General features: G+C 60.3%; 29 protein-coding genes and 3 pseudogenes. 19 read left to right on the top strand and 13 right to left on the bottom strand.

The features are described from left to right. Positions 1–186 precede the first annotated feature (186 nt). Entirely contained in the window at positions 187–420 is a 234-nt protein-coding gene (locus NKI18_RS16025) for an AbrB/MazE/SpoVT family DNA-binding domain-containing protein (protein WP_352455481.1), read from the top strand. Next, positions 417–821, top strand: coding sequence for a type II toxin-antitoxin system VapC family toxin (locus NKI18_RS16020; RefSeq protein ID WP_352619619.1), 405 nt, complete (start codon positions 417–419; stop codon positions 819–821). Before NKI18_RS16025 ends, NKI18_RS16020 begins: the two co-directional genes overlap by 4 nt. 566 nt (positions 822–1,387) lie before the next feature. Here NKI18_RS16020 and NKI18_RS16015 read toward each other — a convergent pair. Further along, positions 1,388–1,516, bottom strand: a complete 129-nt coding sequence (locus tag NKI18_RS16015) for a hypothetical protein (RefSeq protein ID WP_352619618.1) — start codon at positions 1,514–1,516, stop codon at positions 1,388–1,390. A gap of 40 nt (positions 1,517–1,556) precedes the next feature. Here NKI18_RS16015 and NKI18_RS16010 point away from each other — a divergent pair, with 40 nt between their 5' ends. After that, entirely contained in the window at positions 1,557–1,826 is a 270-nt protein-coding gene (locus NKI18_RS16010) for a nucleotidyl transferase AbiEii/AbiGii toxin family protein (protein WP_352619677.1), read from the top strand. Here the strand turns inward: NKI18_RS16010 and NKI18_RS16005 are convergent. The 3 genes from NKI18_RS16005 to NKI18_RS15995 all read right to left on the bottom strand — a co-directional run bounded on the left by NKI18_RS16005 (position 1,823) and on the right by NKI18_RS15995 (position 3,216). Beyond that, on the bottom strand, positions 1,823–2,035 hold the full coding sequence (locus tag NKI18_RS16005; protein WP_352619617.1) for an XRE family transcriptional regulator: 213 nt from the start codon (positions 2,033–2,035) through the stop codon (positions 1,823–1,825). The genes NKI18_RS16010 and NKI18_RS16005 overlap by 4 nt on opposite strands. 507 nt (positions 2,036–2,542) lie before the next feature. Next, complete coding sequence (locus NKI18_RS16000; RefSeq protein WP_023678722.1) at positions 2,543–2,971, bottom strand: type II toxin-antitoxin system VapC family toxin; 429 nt, start codon at positions 2,969–2,971, stop codon at positions 2,543–2,545. Then, the gene (locus NKI18_RS15995) at positions 2,971–3,216 is read right to left on the bottom strand and encodes a type II toxin-antitoxin system VapB family antitoxin (RefSeq protein ID WP_023678723.1); all 246 of its coding nucleotides are present in this window, start codon (positions 3,214–3,216) and stop codon (positions 2,971–2,973) included. The genes NKI18_RS16000 and NKI18_RS15995 overlap by 1 nt, the downstream gene beginning before the upstream one ends. A 1,081-nt stretch (positions 3,217–4,297) precedes the next feature. Between NKI18_RS15995 and NKI18_RS15985 the strand changes: the two are divergent. Then, positions 4,298–4,490, top strand: a pseudogene (locus NKI18_RS15985) (SLOG family protein); the annotation flags it as partial. A gap of 134 nt (positions 4,491–4,624) precedes the next feature. Then, on the top strand, positions 4,625–4,996 hold the full coding sequence (locus tag NKI18_RS15980) for an alpha/beta fold hydrolase (protein WP_352619616.1): 372 nt from the start codon (positions 4,625–4,627) through the stop codon (positions 4,994–4,996). Positions 4,997–5,196: 200 nt separating this feature from the next. Here NKI18_RS15980 and NKI18_RS15975 read toward each other — a convergent pair whose 3' ends face one another. The 3 genes from NKI18_RS15975 to NKI18_RS15965 all read right to left on the bottom strand — a co-directional run bounded on the left by NKI18_RS15975 (position 5,197) and on the right by NKI18_RS15965 (position 9,657). Next, complete coding sequence (locus tag NKI18_RS15975) at positions 5,197–6,060, bottom strand: ferritin-like domain-containing protein (protein WP_352648065.1); 864 nt, start codon at positions 6,058–6,060, stop codon at positions 5,197–5,199. Positions 6,061–6,218: 158 nt separating this feature from the next. Further along, complete coding sequence (locus tag NKI18_RS15970) at positions 6,219–6,941, bottom strand: RNA polymerase sigma factor (protein ID WP_352579031.1); 723 nt, start codon at positions 6,939–6,941, stop codon at positions 6,219–6,221. A 439-nt stretch (positions 6,942–7,380) separates the two neighbouring features. Further along, positions 7,381–9,657, bottom strand: coding sequence for a hybrid sensor histidine kinase/response regulator (locus tag NKI18_RS15965; RefSeq protein ID WP_352619615.1), 2,277 nt, complete (start codon positions 9,655–9,657; stop codon positions 7,381–7,383). A gap of 417 nt (positions 9,658–10,074) precedes the next feature. Between NKI18_RS15965 and NKI18_RS15960 the strand changes: the two are divergent. Then, a pseudogene (locus NKI18_RS15960) lies at positions 10,075–11,928 on the top strand (adenylate/guanylate cyclase domain-containing protein). A 155-nt stretch (positions 11,929–12,083) separates the two neighbouring features. Here NKI18_RS15960 and NKI18_RS15955 read toward each other — a convergent pair. From NKI18_RS15955 to NKI18_RS15940, 4 genes and pseudogenes are all read right to left on the bottom strand, one after another. Further along, positions 12,084–12,392 carry a hypothetical protein gene (locus NKI18_RS15955; RefSeq protein ID WP_352455491.1) on the bottom strand — a complete coding sequence of 103 codons (309 nt, stop codon included), beginning with the start codon at positions 12,390–12,392 and terminating at the stop codon, positions 12,084–12,086. Between the two features lie 79 nt (positions 12,393–12,471). After that, positions 12,472–12,856 (bottom strand): annotated as a pseudogene (locus NKI18_RS15950) (porin family protein); the annotation flags it as partial. Positions 12,857–13,007: 151 nt separating this feature from the next. Then, positions 13,008–13,406, bottom strand: a complete 399-nt coding sequence (locus NKI18_RS15945) for a type II toxin-antitoxin system VapC family toxin (RefSeq protein ID WP_352619614.1) — start codon at positions 13,404–13,406, stop codon at positions 13,008–13,010. Beyond that, entirely contained in the window at positions 13,403–13,669 is a 267-nt protein-coding gene (locus NKI18_RS15940; RefSeq protein ID WP_059186960.1) for an AbrB/MazE/SpoVT family DNA-binding domain-containing protein, read from the bottom strand. The genes NKI18_RS15945 and NKI18_RS15940 overlap by 4 nt, the downstream gene beginning before the upstream one ends. Positions 13,670–13,703: 34 nt before the next feature. On the opposite strand from NKI18_RS15940, the gene NKI18_RS15935 reads away from it, so the two are divergent. The 5 genes from NKI18_RS15935 (at position 13,704) to NKI18_RS15915 (ending at position 17,166) form a co-directional block, all read left to right on the top strand. After that, positions 13,704–14,489: a TadE/TadG family type IV pilus assembly protein gene (locus tag NKI18_RS15935; protein WP_352619613.1), complete on the top strand. Its 786-nt coding sequence runs from the start codon at positions 13,704–13,706 to the stop codon at positions 14,487–14,489. Then, positions 14,426–15,196, top strand: a complete 771-nt coding sequence (locus NKI18_RS15930) for a hypothetical protein (RefSeq protein WP_353020009.1) — start codon at positions 14,426–14,428, stop codon at positions 15,194–15,196. Before NKI18_RS15935 ends, NKI18_RS15930 begins: the two co-directional genes overlap by 64 nt. A 56-nt stretch (positions 15,197–15,252) precedes the next feature. Then, positions 15,253–15,642, top strand: coding sequence for a TadE/TadG family type IV pilus assembly protein (locus NKI18_RS15925; RefSeq protein ID WP_352620242.1), 390 nt, complete (start codon positions 15,253–15,255; stop codon positions 15,640–15,642). Then, positions 15,632–16,036 carry a TadE/TadG family type IV pilus assembly protein gene (locus NKI18_RS15920; RefSeq protein WP_352455495.1) on the top strand — a complete coding sequence of 135 codons (405 nt, stop codon included), beginning with the start codon at positions 15,632–15,634 and terminating at the stop codon, positions 16,034–16,036. The genes NKI18_RS15925 and NKI18_RS15920 overlap by 11 nt, the downstream gene beginning before the upstream one ends. An 842-nt stretch (positions 16,037–16,878) precedes the next feature. Continuing rightward, entirely contained in the window at positions 16,879–17,166 is a 288-nt protein-coding gene (locus NKI18_RS15915) for a PilZ domain-containing protein (RefSeq protein WP_352592868.1), read from the top strand. Positions 17,167–17,313: 147 nt separating this feature from the next. On the opposite strand, the gene NKI18_RS15910 is transcribed toward NKI18_RS15915, so the two are convergent. Further along, a complete protein-coding gene (locus NKI18_RS15910; RefSeq protein WP_352620245.1) occupies positions 17,314–17,451 on the bottom strand; it encodes a hypothetical protein in 138 nt (45 codons plus the stop codon). A gap of 290 nt (positions 17,452–17,741) precedes the next feature. On the opposite strand from NKI18_RS15910, the gene NKI18_RS15905 reads away from it, so the two are divergent. The 3 genes from NKI18_RS15905 (at position 17,742) to NKI18_RS15895 (ending at position 19,726) form a co-directional block, all read left to right on the top strand. Next, a complete protein-coding gene (locus NKI18_RS15905; RefSeq protein WP_352620331.1) occupies positions 17,742–17,990 on the top strand; it encodes a plasmid stabilization protein in 249 nt (82 codons plus the stop codon). Then, the gene (locus NKI18_RS15900; RefSeq protein WP_353020007.1) at positions 17,987–18,400 is read left to right on the top strand and encodes a PIN domain-containing protein; all 414 of its coding nucleotides are present in this window, start codon (positions 17,987–17,989) and stop codon (positions 18,398–18,400) included. Before NKI18_RS15905 ends, NKI18_RS15900 begins: the two co-directional genes overlap by 4 nt. Before the next feature lie 246 nt (positions 18,401–18,646). Continuing rightward, entirely contained in the window at positions 18,647–19,726 is a 1,080-nt protein-coding gene (locus tag NKI18_RS15895; protein ID WP_352620248.1) for an AI-2E family transporter, read from the top strand. Positions 19,727–19,814: 88 nt separating this feature from the next. On the opposite strand, the gene NKI18_RS15890 is transcribed toward NKI18_RS15895, so the two are convergent. Next, positions 19,815–20,804: a Tim44 domain-containing protein gene (locus NKI18_RS15890; protein WP_352620333.1), complete on the bottom strand. Its 990-nt coding sequence runs from the start codon at positions 20,802–20,804 to the stop codon at positions 19,815–19,817. 368 nt (positions 20,805–21,172) lie between these two features. Here NKI18_RS15890 and NKI18_RS15885 point away from each other — a divergent pair, with 368 nt between their 5' ends. The 5 genes from NKI18_RS15885 (at position 21,173) to NKI18_RS15865 (ending at position 26,048) form a co-directional block, all read left to right on the top strand. Continuing rightward, a complete protein-coding gene (locus NKI18_RS15885) occupies positions 21,173–21,892 on the top strand; it encodes a FadR/GntR family transcriptional regulator (RefSeq protein WP_352570962.1) in 720 nt (239 codons plus the stop codon). 14 nt (positions 21,893–21,906) lie between these two features. Then, positions 21,907–23,112, top strand: coding sequence for a mandelate racemase/muconate lactonizing enzyme family protein (locus NKI18_RS15880; RefSeq protein WP_352620250.1), 1,206 nt, complete (start codon positions 21,907–21,909; stop codon positions 23,110–23,112). A gap of 36 nt (positions 23,113–23,148) precedes the next feature. Beyond that, entirely contained in the window at positions 23,149–24,132 is a 984-nt protein-coding gene (locus tag NKI18_RS15875) for a sugar ABC transporter substrate-binding protein (RefSeq protein ID WP_292655806.1), read from the top strand. Between the two features lie 201 nt (positions 24,133–24,333). Beyond that, the gene (locus tag NKI18_RS15870; RefSeq protein ID WP_352620252.1) at positions 24,334–25,314 is read left to right on the top strand and encodes an ABC transporter permease; all 981 of its coding nucleotides are present in this window, start codon (positions 24,334–24,336) and stop codon (positions 25,312–25,314) included. A gap of 2 nt (positions 25,315–25,316) precedes the next feature. Then, entirely contained in the window at positions 25,317–26,048 is a 732-nt protein-coding gene (locus NKI18_RS15865) for an ATP-binding cassette domain-containing protein (protein ID WP_352620254.1), read from the top strand. Positions 26,049–26,053 lie beyond the last annotated feature (5 nt).

Here is a 26,053-nt window from a genome sequence, read left to right as displayed (position 1 = left end):
TTGCAAGGCTGTTGGCCCCAGTCCAGATGAACTCAAGATGGTCGCGGCGGTGCCGAGTTCCGAAGGTCAGCGGCGAAGGATCTGCGGACGTCCCGTTCGCGGCTAACGGCTCAGGGCAACTCCCGATACTTGAATCCATCGCGCGGAGGTAATACCATATTTCGAGGTATCCTTACCGAGGCTGCAATGACAACAACCGTAACCGCAAAAGGTCAAGTGACCATTCCCAAACCCGTGCGCGATCTCTTGGGGATCGCACCGGGCAGCCAAGTGGATTTTCGCCGCGCCGCCGACGGCAGCGTGGTGTTGGTTCGTGCGGACGAAAAACGGCCGGCGAGCCGCTTTGCCAAGCTGCGCGGCCATGCCGGCAAGGGGCTGAGCACCGAGGCGATCATGACCTTGACGCGCGGCGAAGCGTGACGCTGGTCGACACCAACGTTCTGCTCGACCTCGTCACCGACGATCAGGACTGGGCGGAGTGGTCGATCGAACAGTTGGAGGCCGCCTCGCTGCGCGGACCGTTGCTGATCAACGACGTCGTCTATGCAGAGTTCTCGGTCCGCTACAGCCGGATCGAGGATCTCGACGCCTTTCTTGACGCGGCCGGCCTCGAGATCGTGACGATGCCGCGGCCGGCGCTATTCCTGGCCGGAAAGGTGTTCACCCAGTATCGCAAATCGGGCGGATCGCGCACCGGGGTGCTGCCGGATTTCTTCATCGGCGCCCACGCGGCGGTCGGTGAGCTGCCGCTGCTCACCCGCGACGTCGGCCGTTATCGCACCTATTTTCCATCGCTGATGTTGATCACGCCAGCCTCCTGAGCGCGCCTGGCGAGGCTCGAACCGCGCCGGCAGGGGAGGGTGCTTTTTAGAGCCCGGACGCTTTGGTCAGGTTGACTCGGTAACGATCGCGGCGGCGTTGGTAATTGCGGGTGTCGGTTTTATTTCCCGATTTCAATTGAAGTCGTAAGCTGAAATGCGGAACCGCCGTTTACACCTTACGGCTTCAAGCGCGAGGAGGGGACCGTCAGAGCCTTTGGTGAGGTCGACGCGGAACCGATCGCGCGCGGCAGCTCGTAAGGGCGGGACGTGCCGGAGTCATGCTCCGAAGTCAGTTCGCAGCCGGCCGAATGCTGCTCGACCCGCGCGCTTCTGTAGCTCGTCCGTCTACGCGCGCATGACCGCTCAGGCGTCACTGTGGTCGACGGAAGGACGATTGTGAGCCTCGCGAGCCATTTGCAGTGCCCGAGTCTCGCAGCTTGTGCCCATCCACGAATTGACTATTTTGCATGACTATGAGCGAGCATCTGGCCTTGGTTCTGACGACAGTTAACGCGCCCTACAGCGAACAGCTCGATGGGGTGGCGCTGGCTCATTGTCTTTCGGATCTAGATCTGGCGAAGCAGTATCCTGGGCAGGTCAGTGCCTTCCTTGGAGAAGTGCCGGTCGAGCAGCAGATGGGGTTCGCCGCCGCGCACCAGATAGCGGTCGATGATCTGAAGGCTTTCGCGGCCCATTCTCTGCCTGGTCCGGCGAGACCTATTAACTCGCTGCTTGATGATCGAGGTCCATAGCCGTCGTCCGTCCGAATGGCGGCGGCTTTTCGCCCTTGCTGCCGATCTGATCGACCAGCTCCGGAAGAAGGCCGGAGGTTTTGAATTCGAATGGTCGTTTGGCGGCGGCACGGCGATGATGATCCAGATCAACCATCGCGAAAGCCACGACGTCGATATCTTCCTCGACGACCCTCAGCTACTCGGCTTCATTGACCAAGAGCCAACAGGGAGGGCATTGCCGGTCGCCGGCAGAGCAACTTGGCCATATTAGGCGTTAGGCGGCGACAGTTCCACGCCGGTCACCTCCGCCGCAGCTCTGACCGTGAGGTGCCGCCGATTCAGCGCAGCGATGATCTCGGCCGCCAGGAAGGCCTTCATCTGCTTGGTATCGGCGTCGGGATCCCCCATGTCCGCGTAGACATTGCCGCTGCCTCTGACGATCTCGTAGGCGTCGGAGGGGTAGGGCAGGGCGATTTCCATCACGCCTGACCCCGGTGCTTCATCGGCTTTGCCAGATCGGCCTTCTGCCCGAAGCTTGCGACCGCCAGCGCGTCCAACATTCTATCCTGCACGGCTTTTGGCTTGCCGGCCGCAAGGCGGCGAAGCGGCGCTGAGGGCGGCGATGGTGCGGCTGCTCGACAGCCGCCTGAGCGCACCGACGGGGCGCTGACCGTCGCCAACCTTGCGCGCGAGGCCGGCGTCAGCCGGGCTACAGCGAACGCGCCGTCGCACTTCTCGCGGAGTTCCGTGCGGCCGAGGCCCGCCAGCGGTGGTCGTCTCCAAGGCCCTCAAGGAACGCGTCCCTGCACGCCCGGCAGCTCCAGCCCGCCGAGGGCCCCGTCGTGACGGGGTTGATCCGGCCGAAGAAAACCAGTGCTGCAGCGAACGTTCCTCGTAATATTGCGTTTAGCCATGAAAGACGACGATTCGCCCAAAGCATGCAAAAGGGGCCCATCGGCTCTCGCGCGATGCAAGGCCTGGAAAGCCTTACGCCAGATCAGTTTGTGAAAAGTCATTGCCCTTGTAAAGCAGGGCAAGCCGGTGAGCCTTCGCGCAAGCATAGGCAAAACAATCGCCGAAATTGAGATCGGCTTTGTGCCCGACTGCTTTGCCGTATTTCATGCTGGCTTCGATCGCCCGGTCGCCGATGTCGCCGGATATCATGATTTCTTTGCCGGCGATCTCGATCAAAAAGGCGTCGACGGTATCACGGGCTTGCGCCAGCATGTTGGCCGTGGGCTTGGCGTTCTTTTTGATGGCTTCGGCCGACGCTCGCGCGAGACCCTGGACTGCCTCGAACCGGACGAGCGGGGAGATATACAGCGGCTTGGTCGCGGCCGCGAGCCGCTTTTCCAGTTCTTCCGCGCCAGGTTCCTCGTTCAGGATGGCAACGATTACCGAGGCATCGACGAACATCAGTCGTCGCTCCACATTTGGTCGGTGAATTTCTTCATATCGAAATCAGGGTTGGCCGGCCCGATCCGCCGCGCCATTTCCTTGACTTTGGCAAGTCTCTCGCGCAGCGGGACGCTGCCGCGGTTGCGCTCGATCTCGTGGCGCAAGGCGGTTCTGACGGCCTCGGTCTTGCTGCGCGCGTTGGTAATGTGCTGCAGCTCGACGGCCATGGCATCGACGTCGGGATCGCGAATGAAGAGCGGCATTTGTATATCTTCCGAGTGATATATGTATATCACATCGGAGATATACTCGCCAGCGAATTCGCGAGCGGCGGTTTTGGTAAGGAGGGGAGGGAGGAATGCAGCTCGCGAAAATCCGTCGGGAGGGTCGGTTCTGGTGCTCAGTCGGGCGGATTGCCAGGACGCCTGACGCAGCCGAACCTTCTTTCGATCTCGTCCGGCCGGTCAGCATGAGCTTTTTGCTGCAGCCTGATATGCAGCTTCGATATCACGATCGTGTGCCGAAACATCCCAGACGGCGTGCTGCGGGGAAGGGGCCATTTATGAAAACCTGGATGGTTGATTTTGGGGTCGTACCAAAGGAGTTAGCATTCGCACAAATGCCAAGCCCGCTGCCCCGGGAAGGTGCAGCGGGCCCTTCAAAATAATGGTCCTGCGATGGCTTCAGCCGATCGTCACGGCCACGTCGATCGAGCTCCTCGGTGGACTGAGACTAGGTGTTCTGAGCGCGGAGATGGCGACCAGCAGCAGCGGTCCTCCGCAAAATCGACCTCGGCCGTTCAAGGAGGGCGGAGCGAAACGACTATTCTTGCACTGCACCCGGCTGACGGCATCACCGTCAACCGAATATCTTTGCGCTCGGACGACTCCGGTCTGTGGAGCAGCACTCGGCGCAGCCGGTCTGCTTGGGAAGATAGAGTCGCGCATCCGCCTGACACTGAAGATGCTCCGGTGAGATGGCCTCGCTGGCCGCCTGAACCGCAACTACGATGCTGACAGTGACGCGGTGCGACACGCCAGGTGCAGGGCTCGGAAAAGCGGCGGCCTCAATGTTCCCGCGAATTTGCTCTGCCACAGCTTCCTTGTCCAACCCGGGCAGGACTACGAGGATCGCCATAGAGCGCCACATGATCGCGATCGCGCCTCACATTGTTTCGGATAGTGCCGGCGGTCTCGACCAGACAGCGATCGCCGCTCCAGACCGCGGCGCGTGCCCTCGAGTTATGGCCGAACCGTGCTTCTCGCGTGTGCGTCGGAACCCGAGGCAGGACAAGTGGGCTTTCCGAATTTTTCAGTAGCAGCACGGCAAATCTCACTTGCGCACAGCGGGTCGAAGGTCAACCACCGCAATTCACCTCGGCGATGGATCGACAGCCGTGACGTCCTCGATGACGAAGAAGCGGTTCGATTATGAGGTGCTCTTTCCTCCCGGCTCAAAGATCGTCGTCACCGGTGGGCTCGACTTTGACGATCACCGGCTGATTTGGGCCAAGCTCGACCAGGTCCATGAAAAGCACTCCGGCTGATTAACCGCCAAGCGGCAAAACTGACGCTCCGCATTGGCCTCTCATGCGCTTCAACGGTCACGTTTCAGATCAGCGACCAACCTTCTTCTATCCCGTCGATTTCTGAGTTGCTCTGTTTGGAGCTCTTGGCCCCGAAGGACCGATTTGGCGGTATTTTCAACCACAACGAAGACCCTGCGCGCGCCAATGGGAAGGTCTTCCGAGCCGTAGTGGCCTACGATCTCAATCGACTGGTATCGAGCGTTCGAGGCGGACGCCAAGAAGAACATACGGCACAAGCGGATCAGACGCCCATGCTTTATCTGCGCGGCGACGCGGACGGCCGCGGAATCGAGGACTATGTTGCTGGGATCGAGGCAATTGGTGCCGAGGCCTTGATAGGTAAGGTCATCAGCGGAGCTGGCGAGTTCATGCCCCTCGAAAGACCGGAGGCATTCGTGCAGGTCGTGCGCGACTTTGCGAAGAGCGCTGTGTCGGCTAGGGCCAAGGCAGCGTAGCGTTGTACTATCCGACAAGCCACAGCGATGTCGTCAGCGCCAGGATTCACTCATGGCGCATAGAAAGGGCCGAGGTTCGCTTGTGGCGAAGCTGACGATCCGTGGTTCCATTATCATCATTATTCATGGTCTTTCTCCGAGAGCAGCCGATATCAGGCCGCTCAGTTTCCGGCGGCCAATCGTCACCCGTCGCAACTGGCTCAGGTGCTTTTGAGCGTGCCGTTCATCCCTTCCGGATAGAAGCCGCCCTTGCTCACTCCGTCCTTGTCGGTGAGATAGACGATCCGGAGCACCTGTTGCGGTGTTCTGGTGAAGGCGATTGCGTCCGGCGTTGAAGGAACGATGTTGGCTTTGCCGTCCACCTGGATCCCTTGGTCCTTATCATCCGATCCGTCGATTTTGTCTCGGGCATCTGAGACAGCGTTGGCGGCCTTCCAGGCTTCCTCTCCCTTCCGGTATAGCGTAGATCGCGCCATTCCCATGTGGTAGGCCTCGACCGCCAGGATGCCTGCGGCGGCGGCGAGGAAGTCTTTGTTTTTCAGAACTGTCGCCGCACCCGCATAGGCGGTGACGCCGACATCCTCGAACAGCATGCCGCCGAGAACGAAGTTCGTTTCGTTACCGAAGGGATCGAAGTCCCGCCCGAGGCCAGCTGCCTCCGTAACCGCCTTGAACCCCGCATCGAAATCTATGGCCGGCCTGTCGACGGCGTTCTTTGCAAGCGTCTTGCGGTAGAATCGGACGTGCGCGAGTTCGTTTTCAGCAACTTCCTGCATGAATTGGCCGATGGCAGGTGTTTCGAAGGACACTTTCTTTCCGCCGACGACATCGCCCGGTTTCGAGCCGGCATCGGCGTCGTCGATACCCTTTCCGGTGGTGCCGCGGAGGTAGTATTCAGCCTCCATATATTCGAGATTGAGCGCAAAACGGAAAATGTCCTCGTCCGATATGTCCTGTGCCAATACCGGAGAAGGCCGCGCGATTCCGCCGAGTGCCGCTCCGGCACCGAGTACGACAAGTCCCTGAAGCGACTGACGCCGGGATAGGTGAAGTGCGCCCTGCATAGCGGTCTCCTATGTTTGTTGATTCAACACCGCTGTCAGCACCGCGGCGCCGAGTGCATTTGCCCGACGATTAGATGGTCCGGGGCGCCAAAATATTCCCGCGTCCCGCTACAAAAGCCCTGCGAAGGGAGCCGGCGTAAGCTCGACGTGGACTGCGTCTACGTGCGCTCGCTCGCCACGTTCAACTGATGAGTATTTTTTCGAACCAGGCTGATTGCGAGCCGATCTAAGACTGATTGCGCGAGGCGGTCACAACGTGCGCCAGCGAAGAGAAACGTATCCGTGAACACGGTGGCGAGCTTGTCCCGCAGCGCCTCGCGAAGCAGCCGGCGTGCGCGATAAAGGCGGGTGCTCACTGTCTGAGGTCGCAATGCCAAAAGAAAAGCCGTTTCCTCAATGCTCATTTCCTCGACGTCCCGCATGACAAAGACGATCCGAAAGGGCTCTGGCAAGCCACCGACGGCTCGCTCCAGGAGGCTGCGGATTTCAGCGAGAGCGGCCGCCTCTTCGGGATCAGGCTTGTGGGCGCTGAACGGAGCGACCATGCCTTCGATGACTTTCACATCGACAGTGGGCCGCCTTTTCCGGCGGCGTCCCAGCGCCTCGTTCAGCGCGATCCGGGTGAGCCAGGTCGACAGCCGCGCCTCCGCGCGGAATTCGGCCAGATGGGTGAAGGCGTGGATATAGGTCTCCTGAAGTACGTCCTCCGCCTCAGTGTCGTCATTCAGGACGGCGCGGGCGAGCCGGTGAAGCCGCTGATTGTGACGCTTTATGATTAACCAGAATGCGGCGGGGTCACGCTGACGCGCGTGTTCAACCAGCCCCGCGTCGTCAAGGTCTTCGATCCTCACTGCCTCGTTGGATCCGGTCGGCTTCATCATAGGCGCTCCAGATTCATCAGCTTACTATGAGATAAGCGTTTTCCGGGTTTCGGTCTGCAGCCCGGTGGAGACTTGGGACTCTAGCGAACCGGAGGTCTGCTCACCACCCAACCGCGACGTAGAACGCTCCACGGCAGTAGGGTGGGGCCGAACCCTTCGGCCGGCTCGGTCGCGCCATGACCTGAATTTTGGAGAGATGACTGCGATCAGCAGCTTACCGATGGGATAGCAGCCCTTCACGCTTTCCCTGAACGGAAGGTCTTCTGGTCGCTACCGGCTGATCGAATTGCGGGCCGAGTTTCGTGAAACGCAGGTATTCCAAGGCCAGTGTCGAAGAAAAGGCTCTATGCGGTATTGCGCGAGCAAGCTGGCCTGCGATGCGTGTTCGCTGACGCTGCGGTGTTGTCCGAAGGCGCCAGCGCGCAAAGAGGGTCGTTGGCTAGCGCGGAACGTCTGCCAACGAGCTTAGTGCCCGGCGGATAGAATCGCGCGAAAACGGCTTCTCGACAACTGGTCGACCGGCCCGTTCAACGAAGCGCGCCGCAGCGCCGCCGAGCGTGTCGCCGGTAACGAAAACGAATCGCTCCGCTATGCCCGGGGTTGCCTGACAGGCCCAGTCGAACAAGGCGGGGCCGTCGATGTTCGGCATCCGCAGATCGCAAAAGATCACATCGAAAACAGCACTCATCAGCGCTGCCTTGGCGCCGGCGCCGTCCTCGACGATCCTGACGGCAAAACCTTCAGCCTCAAGTAGCTCTGCCATCGTTTCTCCAACCTCCCGCTCGTCATCGACCACAAGGGCGGTGCAACCGAAGCCCGCGACCGAGTGCGCCGCAACACCTTCGACTGAATCTGATGAAGTGCAGGCCTCCACCGGCAACAGCAACCGGAAATGCGCGCCGTCCGCACGGTCAAGCAGGGCCAGTCGTCCATTGTGCGACTGCACCACGCTGAGCGAGAAAGCGAGCCCGATCCCGGTGCCGGCACCCTGAGCCTTGGTGGTAAAAAACGGATCGAAAATGCGATTCCGGATCTCGGCGGGCACACCGGGGCCATTGTCGGCGATCACGATCTGGAGGTCATTGCCTTCAAGCGACGTTTCGATCTCGATCCGCCGCGGTGCCGGTATCTCCTGCAGGGCGTGTTGCGCGTTGACGATCAGGTTGTAGAACACCTGATGCATCTGGTCAGGGTCGACTTCCAGAGGCGGCAGGCCCTCGGCGAGCCGGCATTGCAACTCGATGCCTGCCGTGCGCAAACCGTAGCCGGCGATATCGAGAACTGCGCGGATCAGATCGTTGATGTTGGTACTGCGGCGCTCCGGCTGGCGTTGTCGCGCCATTGCCAGGAAGGTCTTCACGATGCGCGCGCAGCGCTCGGCGGCGAGTCTGATCTTGCCGGCCCGCTGTGCGTGGGCGGTTCCGCCTAGAAATTCTTCCAGCAACTGGGCCTGCGCGACGACGACCGCCAAGGGGTTGTTGAGTTCGTGCGAAACGCCGGCAAGCAGCGAACCAAGTGCGTTGAGCCGCTCGCTCTGAGCCAATGCCTCACGCGACCGCGCCAGTTCGGCTTCAGCCGCCTTGGTTGCGGTGAGATCAAGAATGCTGCCGACGATCACCGGTCGATCGTCCATCTCGATGTGGCGCCAACTCAGCGACACGGTAAACGCGGAGCCGTCCAGACGCCGAAGTTGAGCCTCCACGCCGTCGGCGCGCGGCTGCTGACGTGACAGGGTTCTGAGGCGCCGATAGTCTTCCCGTGTGGCGAACCAGCGGTGCCGCCGGAAGCGGTCCTCGTCATCCGGGCCTATACCCATGATCTCGCGGAAGGCGGGATTGGCGCTAATCAGCTGCCTCGTTCGCGAGTCTATGAACACGACCGGAACCGGATGATGGTGAGTGAGGTCTCGGAAGCGCCGCTCGCTTCGCAGCAGGCGCTCGGCCGCGCGCTTCTGCTCGGAAATGTCAATATCGAAGCCGCCGATGCGCGCCTGCTGCTGATCGGCCCCCAGAACGGGAAAGCGGACGACAAGGCTCCAGGCATAGTGGGCCGCGTTGCTTAGGAATTCCTCGATTGCAATCGCCTGTCCCGATTCCAGGACGCGGCGATCGTTTTCCGCGATCATCGCGGCCTCCTGGGGCCCGAAAATGTCGGCCGCGCTTAATCCGATTGCGCTCTCGGCCGGCCGGCCGAAGACCTTTCCCATTTCGGGATTGGCGATCAGATAGCGCCCGTCGGTATCCTTCAGGTACATGCCTACGGGAGCATGCTTCATGAACGCCGCCAATCGGGCTTCGCTGGCACGCAGAGCGGCGTCGGCAGCGTGGCGCTGCGACAGGTCGCGCAAGCTCGCCGTGAAGAAACGACGTTTGCCGCTCCGGGCTTCGGTGATCGTGAGTTCCACCGGAAACTCGGTGCCGTTCGCTCGCATGGCAGTCTGCTCTGTACGACGCCCGAGCAACCGCGGGGCGCCACCCGCCAGATAGGCCGCAAGCCCGTTTGCGTGCGCCTTGCGCAGATGCGGCGGGACGATGAGCTCCGAGATCTGTCTGCCGACCGCTTCAGCGCGCGAATAGCCGAAGGTCGCCTCGGCCGCCGGGTTGAATTCAACAACGAATCCGGCTTCGTCCGTGACGATCACGCAGTCGAGCGATGAGCGAACCACCGAAGCGAGGATCGCCTCTTGGAATGCGTTTCCGGCGTCGTCTTCTTGCAAGGGCGGGGCACTCCGTGACGGCCGGTCGGAACGCTGGCCGTCGGGCTGGCAAGGATGACGATTATCGTGAGTTCCGGCAAGATGCCTGAATCCGACCGCAGTACGGTGCGGGGGTAGGGAAACGCTTGCACCAGCAGGACAAGGAGCGCCAGTAGCGGGCCTTCCAGAACGTGCCTGTCAACTTCGGATAGCTACAGTAAGCGGACGCTCCGTGATCGCCGTAGAAAAAACCATGAGGCCGCGGTGACACTCTTGACGCAGGGGCTTTCATCGCTTCCGCTTCATCTCCGTGACACGCCTCGTCCGCACCTCAGTTGATGCCTTCTCCTTCCGAATATTACGAGGAGCCGATTTAGTGTGATGCCGCTGCTGTGAGAACCTGTTACCCTGACTCGCCGTAAAACAGGCTAGCCGCGCATGGAACGGAGACTTAGCGCGATACTTGCTGCCGATGTGGTCGGTTACAGCCGGCTCATGGGTCTCGACGAGGGCGGCACGCTTTCGGCGCTCAAGACGCATCGGCGAGAACTGGTCGACAGCAAGATCGCCGAGCACCAGGGCCGGATCGTGAAACTCACAGGCGACGGTATGCTGGTGGAATTCCAGAGCGTGGTGAACGCTGTCGCTTGCGCGACCGACATCCAGCGCAGGATGCTCGAGCGCAACGCCGACGTGCAAGAGGAGCGCGGCATCGAATTTCGCATCGGCATCAATGTTGGCGACATTATCTTCGATGACAACGACATCTATGGCGACGGCGTCAACGTGGCGGCGCGAATTGAAAGCATCGCCCGGCCCGGAGGTATCGCTATCTCCGGCGCGGTTCGTGACCATCTTGGCAAGAATCTTGATCTGGATTTCGAGGACACGGGGGAACACGAGCTCAAGAACATCGACCGGCCGGTCAGGGTCTACCACGTCGCACTCGCGGCGCCGTTCAGTTTTGAGGACAGCGCGATGACAGCATCTCCTCAAAGCCACATGAAGGCAAAACCTTCAATCGCTGTCCTGCCGTTCACAAATATGAGCGGCGACCCCGAGCAGGAGTATTTCTCCGACGGAATTACCGAAGACATCATCACCGACCTGTCGAAAATCTCCGGCCTCCACGTCCTCGCCCGCAACACGGTGTTCACCTATAAAGGCAAGCCCGTGAAGGTGCAGCAAGTGGCGCGGGAACTCGGCGTCAAGTTCGTGCTCGAGGGGAGCGTACGGAAGGCAGGTCAGCGCGTCCGTATCACGGGACAGCTTATCGACGGGGCTGATGGCGGTCACGTCTGGGCCGACCGATACGACCGTGAACTCACCGACATCTTCGCGATCCAGGACGAGATCACTCACACCATCGTCGATCAGCTCAAGGTCAAGCTGCTGCCGGCCGAAAAGAAGGCGATCAGGGCTGCGCCCACTGACAATGTAGAGGCCCATACGTATTATCTGAGGGGGAGAGAGTTTTTTCACCGAACGTCCAAAACCTACTATGTGCTGGCGAAGCGGATGTTTGGCAAAGCAATCGAGTTCGACCCACTTTATGCGCGCGCCTATGCGGGCATCGCCGACTGCGACTCCTTTCTATTCCTAAATTACGACGAGAAAGTTTCTCTCGAAAGCATTCTGGCCAACAGCGGTAAGGCGCTCGATATCGAAAGTGGACTTGCAGAAGCACACGCGTCGCGTGGTCTCGCTCTCTCGGTCGGCCAAAGATATGAAGAGGCCGAAAAGGAGTTCGAGCAGGCTATCGCAAGTGATCTCAATCTATTCGAAGCGCATTATTTCTACGCGCGTGCGTGCTATGCACAAGGTAAGCTCAAAGGGGCTGCCCACCATTACGAGCGGGCCGCCGAGATCAAGCCCGATGACTATCAGTCTGTTCTTCTGCTTATGCAGGTTTATCGTTCTCTAGGGCGGCCGGAAGACGAAGGGAAGCGGCTCGCAAAGGCGTGTTACGCGCCGAGCGCGAATTGGCGAAGTATCCTGAGAACCCCCGGCCAGCCTATCTCGGCGCAAATGCTCTCGCCTTGATCGGGGAGACCGAACGTGCCAAGGAATGGTCGGCACGTGCGCTGGCAATCGATCCGGACGACATTCTGACGCAATGCAATACCGCCTGCCTTTGCTGTCATTTCGGCGAGCTCGATCGTGCGCTCGATCTGCTGGAACGCCTGCTGTCATGCAAACCACGAGACCAAGGCATGGGTGAAGCAGGATTCTGACTTTGCGCCACTGCACGAGCATCCGCGCTGGCAGCGCGTATTGGAGCTGGCAGCTTAGCCATTGAGCCCTGCCTCACAGCGATGAGCGGCTACATGCCTGACCTTGGTAGCGCAATCGTGTCTCTCAGGGGAGTATGAATAGGCGCTAGGTATACCTTTGGCGACGTTTGTGCCAGTCGCGGTCAGGGACCGCTCAGGGTCACGATTTGCCCTTCAATTTCCTGAAGCGAGAGTTTCGGAAGACGAAATGCCGGAAGTGCCCTCTACGCGGGCCGACTGATGCCAAGTCGCTTCATTTGCCGATTTGCCGTAGCGGATGTCCATGCGACGGACCGTGTCGGGCCCGTTGCGGAACGCGATGGACCGATCGGGTGCTTTGACCAGCTCGCGCCGTGATCGAGTTTGTCGGCGCAGGATGACATTGGTCAACCAGTTCCGACCCAACCAGACCGCCAGCTTCAGCGGAGAGCCGAAAATAGCAGAATGACGGCGAAGATGCCGAACCGCCGACACGTGAAGCAATCAGCACTCCCGTGGCAGAAGGATCAATCCACGACCAGGAAAGGCACACCGTCAGTATGGAACGTCAGACATGGGCGGCTCAGAAGCGGTATGTTATGCCGAGAACCGGACCGGACAGGGTTGCATCAAACACATAGCCGTCGTCATCGTAGTCGATCGCCAAGTGCTTATAGCCGGCGGAAACCGAGAGGTGGTCGGTAAGCAGGTAATTCACGGTTCCCAGCACCTGCCAGGTGAAATCGGCGCCCACCCCGAAGCCCGCCTATATCCGCCTGCGCCATCACGGAAAGCCTGTCGGTGATGTTGTAGAAGGCGCGCGCCCCGATCACCGGATCGACCCAGCCGAAATCCTCCTCGCGCGACAAGGAGAACCCAGCATATTGCACTGTCACATCATTCGAGATGTACCAGACGCGGGCGCCGGCAAGCGCGTCGAACGTGAACTGCGGAGTGTCCAGGACACGATCTGTAAGGAGAACGCAAAGTTCACCGAACCTGCTCATTCTACAGATCAGCAGTTGCTCTCGTTGTGGCTAGCTGTTTAGTCCCGGCATTTAATGGGTTGGATTCCGCCAGGCGCGTCAGGCAATACAATGTCGACACGCCTGAGGACAGCTAGGAAAGAAGCTGAACAGGATGTCCTTGCGCTGACAGCAGTTTGACCGCCTTGCGGTCGAAGGAGAGGAATGTCTCCCCGCCCACCCAGTCGCCGTCGAAGGCAATCACGCCGTCCGCAAAATCACCGCCGGCCTCAAGCACTGCAAGCCCTGCCTCGACAGCTGGCCGGTTGACGACGACATTTGCGGTATTCGCCAAGGCTCGGATTGCCGCCACGATATCTGCGCGTGCGGTTTGATACTGTCGGCCCAAAACCCATGCGAACTCGCACAAGGCCTGAAGGCTAACGGCCACGATGTCTGCCTTCGCCAAGAGATCGACGGCCGCTTCCGCCTGTCGTTCATCGTCGGCGACATAGGCACGCAGCAGAACGTTGGTATCGGCCGTGACTTTCATTCCTTGCTCGATCCCGCTGCAGTACCCGCTTCCGCGATTGCCTCGTTGATCTCTTCAATGCTCAACACCCGGCCATTCGTCTTGCCCTTGAGAAAACCGTAGAGCTCCCGGAATGATCCCTTTGCCCGCGCCGCCTTCAATTCCGCCCGGCCGTCGGGGAGCAGATCAAGTTCGATCTTCTCGCCCGGCCTGATGCCCAGATGCTGCAGAACGTCCTTGCGGAAGGTCACCTGTCCCCGTGCCGTCACCGTCAATGTAGTCATTTTCGCAGCTCCAACTCATCCACACGATTAGATAATGCAAATTTGCATTATCATCAATAGCAAAGGCGTTGTCGAGCAGTTGCGCTCTGGCGGCCACAATCACAACGGTCGGAGGCATCCTGTGCGCGTAACGAATCGCGACATCGGCATCGCCGGCGCGCAGGTACAGCTATTAGCAGCGTGCTCGCCGAGTGCGGCCGCCGGAGCTCGTGCCGGCCGCCCAAGGAGCGCACCTGTCAAATGGAGTGAAATCCTTAGTCGTTCCTTCATTCATCCTGGCCTAAATATTTCCATGGAATGGGGTGCCCGTATCTTGAGGCGGTTTGTTAGCCGTCTGCGACAAACAGGCGAGAGCGGCAACGTTGCTACTATTTTTGCCCTGTCTTTGCCGATTGTCGTCGGCGCAGCGGGTCTCGGTATCGAGACCTCCTACTGGTATTTTAGCAGCCTGAAATTACAGGCGGTGGCGGATGCGGCGGCCTATGCTGGCGCTTTGGAAAGATTTCGGGATCTGACAAGCCAACGATTGTCTCCGCCGCGACACTGTCAGCGACGACGAACGGCTGGGACCCGTCAACAGGCACAATCGAAATCTTCACGCCTCCGTCTTCCGGCCCGAATGTCGCCCAAAAGGCCGTCGAGGTCATCGTTCATCAGACCCTCGATCGGTTTTTCACATCGATATTCACGCAAAGCCCGGTCGGCGCACGGGCAAGAGCGGTGGCTCTTATCACGGATTCTTCAAAGGCCTGCCTTATGGCGCGCAATCCTTCCGCTCCGAAAGCGGCGCTGTTTTCCGGCAGTTCGAACCTCAAACTGACCGGCTGCGTCGTGATGTCGAATTCGATAGCCGCGGACGCCATCAAGCTTCAGGGATCGGCAAACCTTCAGGTCGATTGCCTAATATCGGCAGGCGGTGTTTCGTTGAGCAACCCCGTGACGACCGTCTGCGCCAGTCCGATAACCCAGGCGTTGCCCGCTGCCGATCCTTTTGCCGACTTGCCGGCGCCACCGGCCACGAACCCCTGTCAAAACGGCAATCAGTCAACCTTGCAACCTGGAACATACTGCAAGGGGCTCAGCTTGAGCGGCAATGTAACCCTCTCGCCCGGGATATACGTCATTGAGGGAGGCGATTTCAAAGCGAGCTCGAATGCAAATATTTCCGGCGAGGGTGTCGTCATTTATCTGGCCGATACCTCCGGCGTTAGCATGAACGGCACGGCGACCGTCAAGCTCAGCGCACCGACGTCGGGCACCTATTCAGGTGTGCTGTTCTATGGCGACAGAGCCAACCTGGCGGGATCCAACACATTTAATGGCACGGCGGATTCGCTATTGACCGGCGCTCTGTATTTTCCAACACAGGGCGTCAATTATCTCGGCAATTTTTCTGGCAAGGGTGGTTGCACGCAGGTCGTCGCCAGTACCGTGCAGTGGTCCGGCAACGCAAACATCATTCAGGATTGCACGAGCCTTGGAATGCGTAACATTCCGGCCACGCAAACCGTTCAGCTTGTCGAGTAGTTTTCGTGGATCGGCTACAAGTCCGGATCTTCCGGAGTGATTCGGGTGTTGCCGCGGTGGAGTTTGCGCTGGTTCTGCCCATCCTTTGCCTGGTACTTCTTGGCATCATCGACGGCTGGTCTTTTGTATCAAGCGCGTTGTCGATGCGTGCGGGCGTGAAAACGGCGGCCAATCTCGTGATGCAAGGCGCAGCCGACGACGCGGCTACCCAGACCGTCGCCCTTTCGAGCTGGGAAAATCATCCCGATGACGCGCAGGTGACGCTGAGCCGGAAATATATGTGCGGGATCATCGTGGTCGATCCATCTGTGCTGTGCGACAGTTTGAAAGCTTCCGCGGTTTTCGTTGAAATACAGGCGACGGCCACCTGGTCCCCGCCCTTCAGTTTCGGCGAGTTTTCCCTCTCGCGCGAGCTCAGCCACCAACAGGTGATACGTGTTCGCTAAAGGGAGAGCCTTCATACGTGAGGCATCAGGCGGAGCCGCACTGGAGTTCGCGCTGATCGCGCCTATTCTGATAATGCTTTTGATCGGCATCTTCGCATTCGGCTGGGCTCTGAATGCCATGTCAAGTGTTCGCTATACTCTGGAAACGTCCTCACGAGCGCTGCAAATGAAGAATTCTCTGACCGAAGCCGAGATAAAAGCGATAGCCACGGCAAAATTGCTGAGTTTGGGATTAACCGATGTCGACATAACAATAGCAATCGACGCCCCCAGCGGCGGCTTTCGAATGGCCCATCTGACCGCCAAATATGCGTTCGCGATCGAGTTTCCGTACTTCGACCGATACTCGATAAATTATGCGACAACTGTCACAGTTCCGTTGGTTGCGTCATGAGCGCACCCAATAGTCTCTTTACGCAACATGCGCAGTGATCGGCTTGTTCTTCTTTGCTTGCGTTCAGGTCTGCTTCACCGCCACCGGCGCAGAACGTAGACTTCGGCGCGGGCCTTCATCCTGGCTATAGATCGGGGACGGCATGTATGATCACGGCCTTTGCCCCGGCAATGCGCGGCTTGCCGTCCCTCACCTCGGCCGCTATTCCCTGCCTAACGCTTGACGGCGATCGGCGCCGGCCTGGCGACGAAGAGCACATATTCCGGCAGTTATTCCCTCGCACAGCGCACCTGCGGGTGCCGCGGACAAATTCGCCGATATCATTCAGGCGCCTGTCGAACATCGGGAGGAGCCGCTTGGTCCGGGCACAAGCCTGGACGATCATCTCTCCAAAAAAACTGGCGACGCCACGCGAGGACAATTTCGAGCATGCCGTTGGCGACACGCTACTGGTCGCGATTGCGCGGTCTTGAGAAAGCAATCAGACGTGGTGGCTTGGTTGCGAGACTGGTGGAGATGAATTCGCTCTGCGGATGTACGGCCCTGCGATGGGACCGGCGACGTTAGCCTCCCGACGCGGCTCATGAAGAACTTGGCGCAACGGCTGAAGGCGGACGTTGGCCCCCCTTTCCGGGCGGACCCATCGGCTACCGGAGGGGTAGCTCAAGAATCCTGACAGGGCGCTGTATCAGGCCGAGGCAAGGGGCCGAGGCAGATGGAAACCCTTTTGACCCGACTGGACAGCGATCGCAGCCCGACGCGGGTAACAACGCTCCGCGATTTAATCCGGCTCGCGCGTGGGCGGTTCTGATATACAAGTGGGGTGCCTAACGGAGGTCACAATGGTTGAAGAAGGCGACAACCGCCGCGAACGCAGACAGCGCGTCCTGAAGGGTGCCGCGATCATTAACGGCATCAACAACTCCGAAATTAGCTGCACCATTCGAAACCAGAACGTCGGCGGAGCCGAACTCAAGGTGCCGGTCGAAGCTTTGGTGCCGGAGCATTTCCTTCTCTACGTGCCGACCGATGGCGTTGCCTATCGGTCTGTGTTGCGCTGGCGCAGGAACGACCGTGTCGGTGTGCAGTTCACCGAAACAGTGCCCAAACCGCGCCTTCACTATGGCTGAAGTTCTCGTCGCACCAGCCGAGCACCACCGGTAGCAACAGCTGGCACTGACCTTCAACACAGCAAGGGAAGCCGCCGCACGGCCACGGGCAAAGGCTCAACTCACACAAGCCGTCGATTGTCTCGTCGACCTTCAGGTTCTGACCGCTCAGCGCGGCATCGCGCCAAAATGTCGCCGCATCACGTTGATCAGGAAACGGACGATGATTGGAACCGAACTCGCCAGCGCGGCCTCGCGGCGGTAGACGACCGAGAGGCTCTGCCGCCACAGGATTTCCCCGGTCAACCGCCGCAACCCCGGCTCGCTATCTCCGATGATGCGGGGCAGCACCGCGAGGCCGAGCCCGCCACGGCCGCCGCGGCCATGTCGGCCATCTCGCGATTGACCAGCACAATGCTGGCCTGCTAGAGGCCGCTTCTCCAGATGGTTGCGGTTTCCGGTTGATTGGGAAACTCGTCCAACATTGCGAGCATATCTCCGCGGGTATCGCTCTCGGCGTCCGCCATATCAACTTTGACATTTGGGCTCTCGCCCTGGCGGGGAGCCAAATGAGCCTATATAACGGTGCGTCGGATATGGCCGAGCCACAACTCTCAGTCCGCAGCGCTAAGGCGCGTGATCTTGCACACCGGCTTGCCCGCCGTGAAAACCGCTCGATTGCGGAGGTGGTCGAGCGCGCCCTCGAATGCTACGAGGTCCGCGAGGCCGGTCGTGAGCCTGCTTCTGCCTTCTATCTGCGTCTTTCAGAGCAATCCGGCACAGACATCGACCTTGAGGCGGTGATCCGCGAGAGTCGCCGGCCGAATCGAGGCGTCGAGCTTTGATCTTCGTCGATACCAACGTCATTTCCGAAACGTTGAAAAAGACCCCAGACGAGGCAGTCATTGCCTGGCTGATCCGATACGATACCGAACTCGCGCTTCCGACCGTGACGATTGCCGAGATCGCCTTCCCCATCCAGAAGATAAGACCGGATCAGCGTGCCGAACGGCTGAAGCAAGGGTTGTCCGACTGGCGCCGGCGTTTCGCAGACCGCATCTTCGGTCTGACGGAAGAAGCTGCGCTGGTTTACGGGGAAATTATGGGTGCTGCTGCTCGCCAGGGACGCGGCATGTCGGCACCCCATGGCATGATCGCGGCGATCGCTCGAGTAAACGGTGGCCGCCTCGCCACGCGCAATCTGACTGAATTCGAGACGGCAGGACTCGTTTTGACATCTCCGTGGGAGTTCTGAAACGCTTTCCTGTCGTCGCTTTTGTTCAAGCCCCATCTGCCAGTCACAGACGGGCTGAAAGGCCGTCAAAGCGCAGGCGAGCGATATCAGGTTCGATTTGCATGCCGTCAAAATCCCTGAAGGTCACTCGAAGCGCCTCACCGGCGGCCTGACCGAAACGGTACGGCAACCGACCTGCCTTTTCTTCGGGAAAACCATTACGCTCGCTGGGCTTGCGACAAAGCGAGAGATGCCGACGTGAAACAGATGCCGGATGTAAAACAATTGAGATTGCTCGGCGTCGTGGCAGCGACGGCGATCGGTCTATACGTCTGCTATCTGCTGGCGTTGCCTTTTTTGCCGGCATTGACCTGGGCGCTCGTCCTGGCAATCGTTCTGTCTCCGGCTCACCGGTGGGTTGAGAGACGGGTCGGAAATCGAAACCTGGCAGCGCTGATATCGGTAAGCGTCGCGGCGATCGCCGTCGGCCTGCCGCTGGCACTCGTCGCACAACAGCTCGTTCGCGAGGCGGTAAACGGAGCGACTTATCTGGAGGAGGTCATCCGCGGTTGGGACGCAGACGGCTTCATGTCTGGCTACCCCACGCTTTCGGCCATTGCCCAATGGATCGAGAACGAATTCGATCCGGCCGGCTCAGTCGCCGCATTCATACAATGGCTGACGGGACAAAGCACATCGCTGTTGCGTGGCTCCATCTATCAGGTCGCGATGTTCGGCCTGACATTTTATCTTCTGTTCTATTTTCTGCGCGACCGCCAACATGGCCTGCAAGCCGTCGCGGGCCTGTCGCCCCTGCGCGCTCCGGAGACAGCCTACATCTTGTCCCGCTTTGCGGAGACCGTCCATGCAACACTACTCGGCACCGTGTTCGTCGCCGCCGTCCAGGGAACATTGGGTGGCCTGATGTTCTGGTGGCTCGGCCTGCCGACGCCAGTCTTTTGGGGCCTTGTCATGGGACTTCTTGCCATCGTGCCCGTGCTCGGGGCATTTGTGATCTGGGTGCCCGCAGCGGTCTATCTCGCACTGGAGGGAGCTTGGGCCAGTGCGGCGATATTGACCGTCTGGGGCGGCGTCATCGTCGGCGGCATCGACAATCTGCTCTATCCGATGCTTGTCGGGAACCGGTTGCGCCTCCACACGGTGGTGGCCTTTATCGGCGCGGTCGGCGGCATCGTCTTGTTCGGAGCATCCGGCCTTGTCCTCGGACCTGCGGTGATCGCCATCACAATCAGCCTCATCGATGTGCTAAAGACTCGATTGACCGACCGGCCCAAGGCGACGGCGGCGCGCCCTGGTGAGCTACCTCATCAGTCCGTGATGGATTGATCAAGCGCGCGAAAAGGGCGCTGGCCTTCGAGTGGTAGCGCGAAACCTGAACAACCTCTGCGCAGATATCTCAATGAAGGCAAGCACATCAGCCAGGCTGCTGTATTGCGGCAAGCTTCCAGTCACCCCCGGCCTGGCGCGTAAAGGTCCACAGTTCGGTTGTCTCCGTCGGCTGATCGGCCTGGCCCTCAATGATCTTGTCGCTGACGCGATCGCGGGTCACGTCGCGAGACTCATAGCGCAAAGCGGCCGTCGCGTAGTCGCGATCACCCTCCCGCCAGCTTTCCGCAATATCGGCCTCCAACAGGCTGACCTCCGACACGTCGTTCCTGACGCCCTTTTTGGCATTGTCGGCAAGCTCCTCGGACAGATAGGACACCATCTCGGGCGTCACCAAGCGGCGCAATGCAGCGTGGTCCTCACGCCCGAACGCCTCCTGAACTTCCGTCAGCCGTTGCTGGAACGTGTCGAGGTCGGTTTTGGTGAGCGTGATCTCATCGGAAGCGTTGGCTTGGCTCGTTCCGCCATATCCTGACCCGATGCCTGGAATAGGGAAAGCTGTGGCGTTGCTCGGCTCGGGCCGGGCTGCTGCGTTTCGCCCAAAATTCCCTGCGCCCCGCAAGGCTCCAGCCGTAGCGGGCGCTGGGTTGTAGGCCGATTGCGAGCGGAAAAAGCGGATCGCCAGCATGATCGCGCCGCCGAACAGCAGTACTTGGAGCAAAAGACCCAACATGCCGGCCAAGCCGCCGAACCCATGGCCCAGAAGAACGCCGATCAAACCGCCAAGAAGCAGCCCCCGCATCATCGACCCGCCGAGGCCGTTGAAGAAGCCCGGGCGCTGGAATGCCTGCGGCTGACGGGCCGCATTGTTCGTTGCCGCATTCGGCGACATCGAGCGCTCGACCGGTGCGGCCGGTTGCGGCGCAACTCTGGTCGGCGGGACCGGCTGGAAAGTGCGCATGCCGCGACTGCCGAAGCTGCCGCCACGGCGCGCATCGGCGTGATCCACAGCGACCATGGAAAATGCCAGGAACAACCCCGCAAACAAAACTGCAAACCGTCCCCAACGCGAAATCAGCATAGGCAAGTCCTCAAGTGACACTCTTTCCGCTCATATGGGGTGCGTCGATCGAAATATCAGTGAATTGTCCGCCGAGATATTTTCGGGCGGCATGGTCGGCCGCCCGCCAGTGTTCACGACGAGAATGTCTGCCCTACCCAAGCGCGATGATCGCTGTTCCATCACGCAGGCTCCCGCACCCGGCCGACCGGTATCGGTCGCGTCAACAGCATCGGTCATGCAAGCCTCTGGTCATCGATCTCCCCGGCGATGATGCCGAGGGTCTGCCGGCGAAGACTCGATTGACATACAGCTTTCCTAGGTACTATCAACATATCTGGGAAAACCTGCCAGACAGGTTTGCCGACTCCTGAACTGGAGATTGCGTGAGCACGGCCGCATCCGCAAAACATTCCGACGCAGCGAGCCTGGTCAGCAATACGATCGGCGAGATCACGCGCCATATCCGCGCGCATGAGCTCGGGCCCGGCGACCGGCTGCCCAGCGAGGCCGCGCTTTCGAGACAATTGAGCGTCTCGCGTACCGTGGTTCGCGAGGCCTTCAGCTCGCTCGCCGCCATGCGGCTTATCGACCTGAGGGCGGGCAGACGGGCTACCGTCGCCGAGCTGGATTATGGCGCCATGTCACTGGTGATCGAGCATGGCGTCCACACCGAGCAGATCACGGTGCAGCAAATCTACGACGTGCGCCGCACGATTGAGACCCGCACCGCCATGCTGGCGGCCTTGCGCAGAACAGCCGACGAAGTGGAAAGGATCAGGACGCACGCGCTCGCCATGCGCGAGAATTTCCAGCGGCCGGAACAGGTCATGGAGCACGATCTCGCCTTTCACCTCGAAATCGCCAAGGCTGCGAAGAATCCGGTTTTCAGCCTCATCGTCGGCGCGTTCGAGCGCGTATCGCGCCAGACCTGGCCGATCGGCTGGCGGACCCGCCCTTCGGATGCCGAGCAGTTGGCGATGATCCAGATCCATATCGACCTCGCCGAAGCAATCGAGACCGGTGATCCCCAGTCGGCGCGTGACCTGATGGCGAGGCATTTTGACGAGAGCGTCAAGGCCCTGCTGGCGGCCGGCATCGCCTGAGGAGCAGGGGCGCAATGAAGATCACGAAACTGGAAACGCTGCGGCTCGAGGAGCGGCCGAACCTTCTCTGGGTCCTGGTTCACACGGACGAAGGCCTCGTGGGACTGGGCGAGACCTTCTTCATGGCTGAAACCGTCGAGACCTATCTGCACGAATATGTCGCGCCGTGCGTGATCGGGCGCGACCCCTTGCAGATCGACCTGCTTGCCGCCGACCTCGTCGGGTATCTCGGTTTCCGGTCGACGGGCGCGGAAGTCAGGGGCAATTCCGCTTTCGATATCGCGCTTTGGGATCTGTTCGGAAAGGCGACGGGTCAGCCGATCGCACAACTCCTCGGCGGGTTCACCAGGCACGAGATCAGGACCTACAACACCTGTGCCGGAACCGAATACATCAAGAAGGCCACCGGGCAGACGACGGCCAACTACGGGCTCGATAAGCCCGGCGACGCCTATGATGATCTGAACGGCTTCCTTCACCGCGCCGACGAACTGGCGCATTCGTTATTGGAGGAAGGCATTACGGCCATGAAGATCTGGCCCTTCGACATGGCCGCCGAGAAAACGCGCGGCCAGTATATATCGCAGCCCGACTTGAATTCCGCGCTGGCGCCATTCGAGAAAATCCGCAATGCGGTCGGCGACAAGATGGACATCATGGTTGAATTCCATTCAATGTGGCAGCTGCTGCCGGCCATGCAGATCGCTCGCGAGCTTGCCCCCTACAAGACCTTCTGGCACGAAGATCCGATCAGGATGGACAGCCTGTCCAGCCTGAAACGCTATGCCGAGGCTTCGCTGGCGCCGATATCGGCTTCGGAAACGCTCGGTTCCCGGTGGGCCTTCCGCGACCTTCTCGAAACCGGAGCGGCCGGTGTCATCATGCTTGATATCAGCTGGTGCGGCGGGCTCTCGGAGGCGCGCAAGATCGCTGCCATGGCTGAAGCATGGCACCTGCCGGTCGCGCCACATGACTGCACCGGTCCAGTCGTGCTCGGCGCATCGACCCACCTGTCACTGAATGCGCCGAACGCGCTTGTCCAGGAGAGTGTCAGGGCCTTTTACAAGACCTGGTACCGCGACCTTGTGACCGCTTTGCCGCAGGTGAAGAACGGCATGATCACCGTGCCTCCCGGACCGGGCCTCGGCATGGAACTGAACCCGGAGATCGATCGCGCCTTCACGGCGCTTCGACAGGTGACTGACGCATCTACTCTCTGAAAATGAACCTGAAGCAGCTTTCTACGGAGGAGAACCATGAAGAAGCTACTTATCTCGGCAGCCTTGGGAGCAGTACTGGCTGGAGGCTCGGCAATCGGCTCACGCGCACAGGAGCCGATGAACATCGTCTTCACGCATCATTCGTCGGCGTCGAACCCGTTCTGGCAGGCGGTGAAGAAGGGGTTTGACGACGCCTGCGCCAAGATCCAGGCCAATTGCCAGATGGTCTTCACGCAGACCGAAGGCTCGATCGAGCAACAATCGGCCAACATGCAGGCGGCACTCGCGGCAAAACCGGACGCGCTGATCACCTCGATCGTCGACAACAATGCCTTCGACCAGATCATCGCCGACGCCCGCGCTGCCGGCGTCACGGTCATCGCGTCCAACGTCGACGACACCGAGGGTGCAGCCGGCAATGCCCGCCAGGCTTTCATCGGCCAGGGCTTCATTCCCGCCGGCTACGAACTCGGCAAGAAGATGTCCGAGTTCTTCCCCAAGGAAGGCAAGATCAGGGCGCTCGTCGGCGTCTCCGCGCCCGGTCAGAACTGGTCGGAACAGCGCGCTGCCGGCGTCATGAAGTTCCTTGAGGAATACAAGGCCGCGAATGCCGGACGCGAAGTGGTCATTGAACGGCTCGACACCGGCACAGATGGCGCCGTCGTCGCCGATCGTGTTGGCGCCTATCTGTCTGCCCACCCGGACACCACGGTGTATTTCGACACCGGCCTTTGGCATGCCTACGTGGCCCAGGTCCTGGTCGATCGCGGCATCGAGCCGGGCAAGGTGCTGATGGGCGGCTTCGACATCGTCTCGGAAGTCCTGCAACAGATGGAAGCGGGTTACATCCAGGTCCAGGTCGACCAGCAGCCCTACATGCAGGGCTTCATGCCGGTGATGGAAGCCTATCTCGCCAAGAACGTCGGTCTGCTGCCGGCAGACATCGACACCGGCAAAGGCATCATCGTCAAGGAAGACGTGCCAAAGCTCAAGGAACTGGCCGCACAAGGCGTGCGGTAGGCGGCGAAGCCGGCGTCCTCTCCTCGTTCTTTACGGGAGGGGGGCAAGGGTGGGGGGCAGGCCGCGTGGCCTTTGGGCGTTTTAGATCCACCCCTCATCCTGCCACCACATCTCCCCGTCAAGGGCGGGAGAAGACAGACTGCCGCCATCCCGCTTGCCGATGCGGCAAGCCAGCGCCAACAATCCAGGCCGGAGCGAATGATGAAGCGCTTGATGAAGATTTATCTGGAGAAGCCGGAGCTTGCCGCGGTCGTATTCCTGCTCCTCCTCCTCCTCGTCTTTCAGATACGCTCGAACGGCGTATTTCTGAACACACAGAACGTGCGCGGAATGCTTGGGCTGCTGCCTGAAATGGGGCTGGTCGCGATCGGCGTGACCCTGCTGATGATATGCGGCGAGTTTGATCTTTCCGTAGGCTCGGTATTTGCGCTGACCCCGATGACCATGGCGGTGATGCTGGCGGCAGGCGTGCCGTTCGCGCCGGCCTTTGCCGCCGGGCTCGCGATCGCCGCCCTGATTGGCTTCTTCAACGGGTTCATAACGATTCGTTTCGCGATACCAAGCTTCATCACCACGCTTGGCATGCTGTTCATCGCGCGTTCGCTGACGGTGGTAATCTCCGGTGGCTTCCCTCCTGTTATCCCAGCCAACGCTCTGCCCAAATGGCTGTTTACGATCTATGTGGGACCGGGCGACCTCTTTCGCATGTCGTTCTTCTGGTTTGTCGCCGTGGCAATCCTGGTGACGGTGCTCCTGTCGCGCACGAATTTCGGCAACTGGGTGCGCGCCACCGGCGGCTTTCTGCCCGCCGCCCAGTCGATGGGCATCCCGACGGCCCGGGTGAAGGTCGCCTGCTTCATGATCTGTTCGGTGCTCGCCGGCTTTGCCGGCACCATTCAGGTGATGCGGCTCGGCGCGCCGCTGCCGTCGATCGGCGAGGGGCTGGAGTTGCAAGCCGTGTCGGCTGCCGTCATCGGTGGCGCCTCGCTGGCTGGCGGCATCGGCACCGTCTTCGGCGGCATCATCGGGGCTGCCCTGATCCGCGTCATCGACAACGGACTGGTGCTGAGCCAGGTTGACGCCAACTGGTTCAAGATGGCAATCGGCTTCCTGACTATCTTCGCGGTCGTCGTGAACGCCTGGCTTCGAAAGCGGGGCAGGGCAATGAAGGTGGAGACCTGATCATGGCGGCACCCATCATCGCGATCAAGGGACTCCAGAAATGGTATTCCGGCGTCCACGCCTTGAAGAACGTCACTCTGGACATTTATCCAGACGAGGCGCTGGGCCTCGTCGGCGACAACGGCGCCGGCAAATCGACGCTGATCAACATCCTGTCAGGCACCCAAAAGCCCGATGGCGGCGAGATCAGGATCGAAGGTGAACCGGTCCGCTTCTCGAACCCGCGCGACGCCATGGATCGCGGCATCGAGACGATCTACCAGTACAATTCGATGGTCCCGACCATGACCATCGCCCGCAACGTCTTCATCGGACGCGAGCCGGTGAAGGGCTCGGTTTTCGGCATCGGCATCCTGGACCAGAAGCGCATGCGTGACGAAAGCGTCAAGGCGATCGCCGACGTCGATCTGCATCTGAGGTCGCCCGATGCGCTGGTCGGCGAACTGTCGGGCGGCCAGCGCCAAGGCGTGGCGATCGCCCGGGCCATGCACTTCAAGTCGAAAGTCATGATCCTCGACGAGCCGACCAATCATCTCTCGGTCAAGGAGACGCGAAAGGTGATCGGCTTCGTTCGCGCCCTCAAGGCCCAGAACATCACCAGCGTCTTCATCAGCCACAACATGCATCATGTTTTCGAATGCTGTGACCGGGTCGTGGCGATGGCGCGCGGTGAGATCGTTCTCGACAAGCGGATCGATGAGACTTCGATCGAGGAAATCCACGAGGTTCTGTGACGCGA

This window comes from Mesorhizobium sp. M0800 (assembly GCF_040320095.1).
Lineage (GTDB): Bacteria > Pseudomonadota > Alphaproteobacteria > Rhizobiales > Rhizobiaceae > Mesorhizobium.
This window is presented reverse-complemented; position numbering and strand designations above follow the sequence as displayed.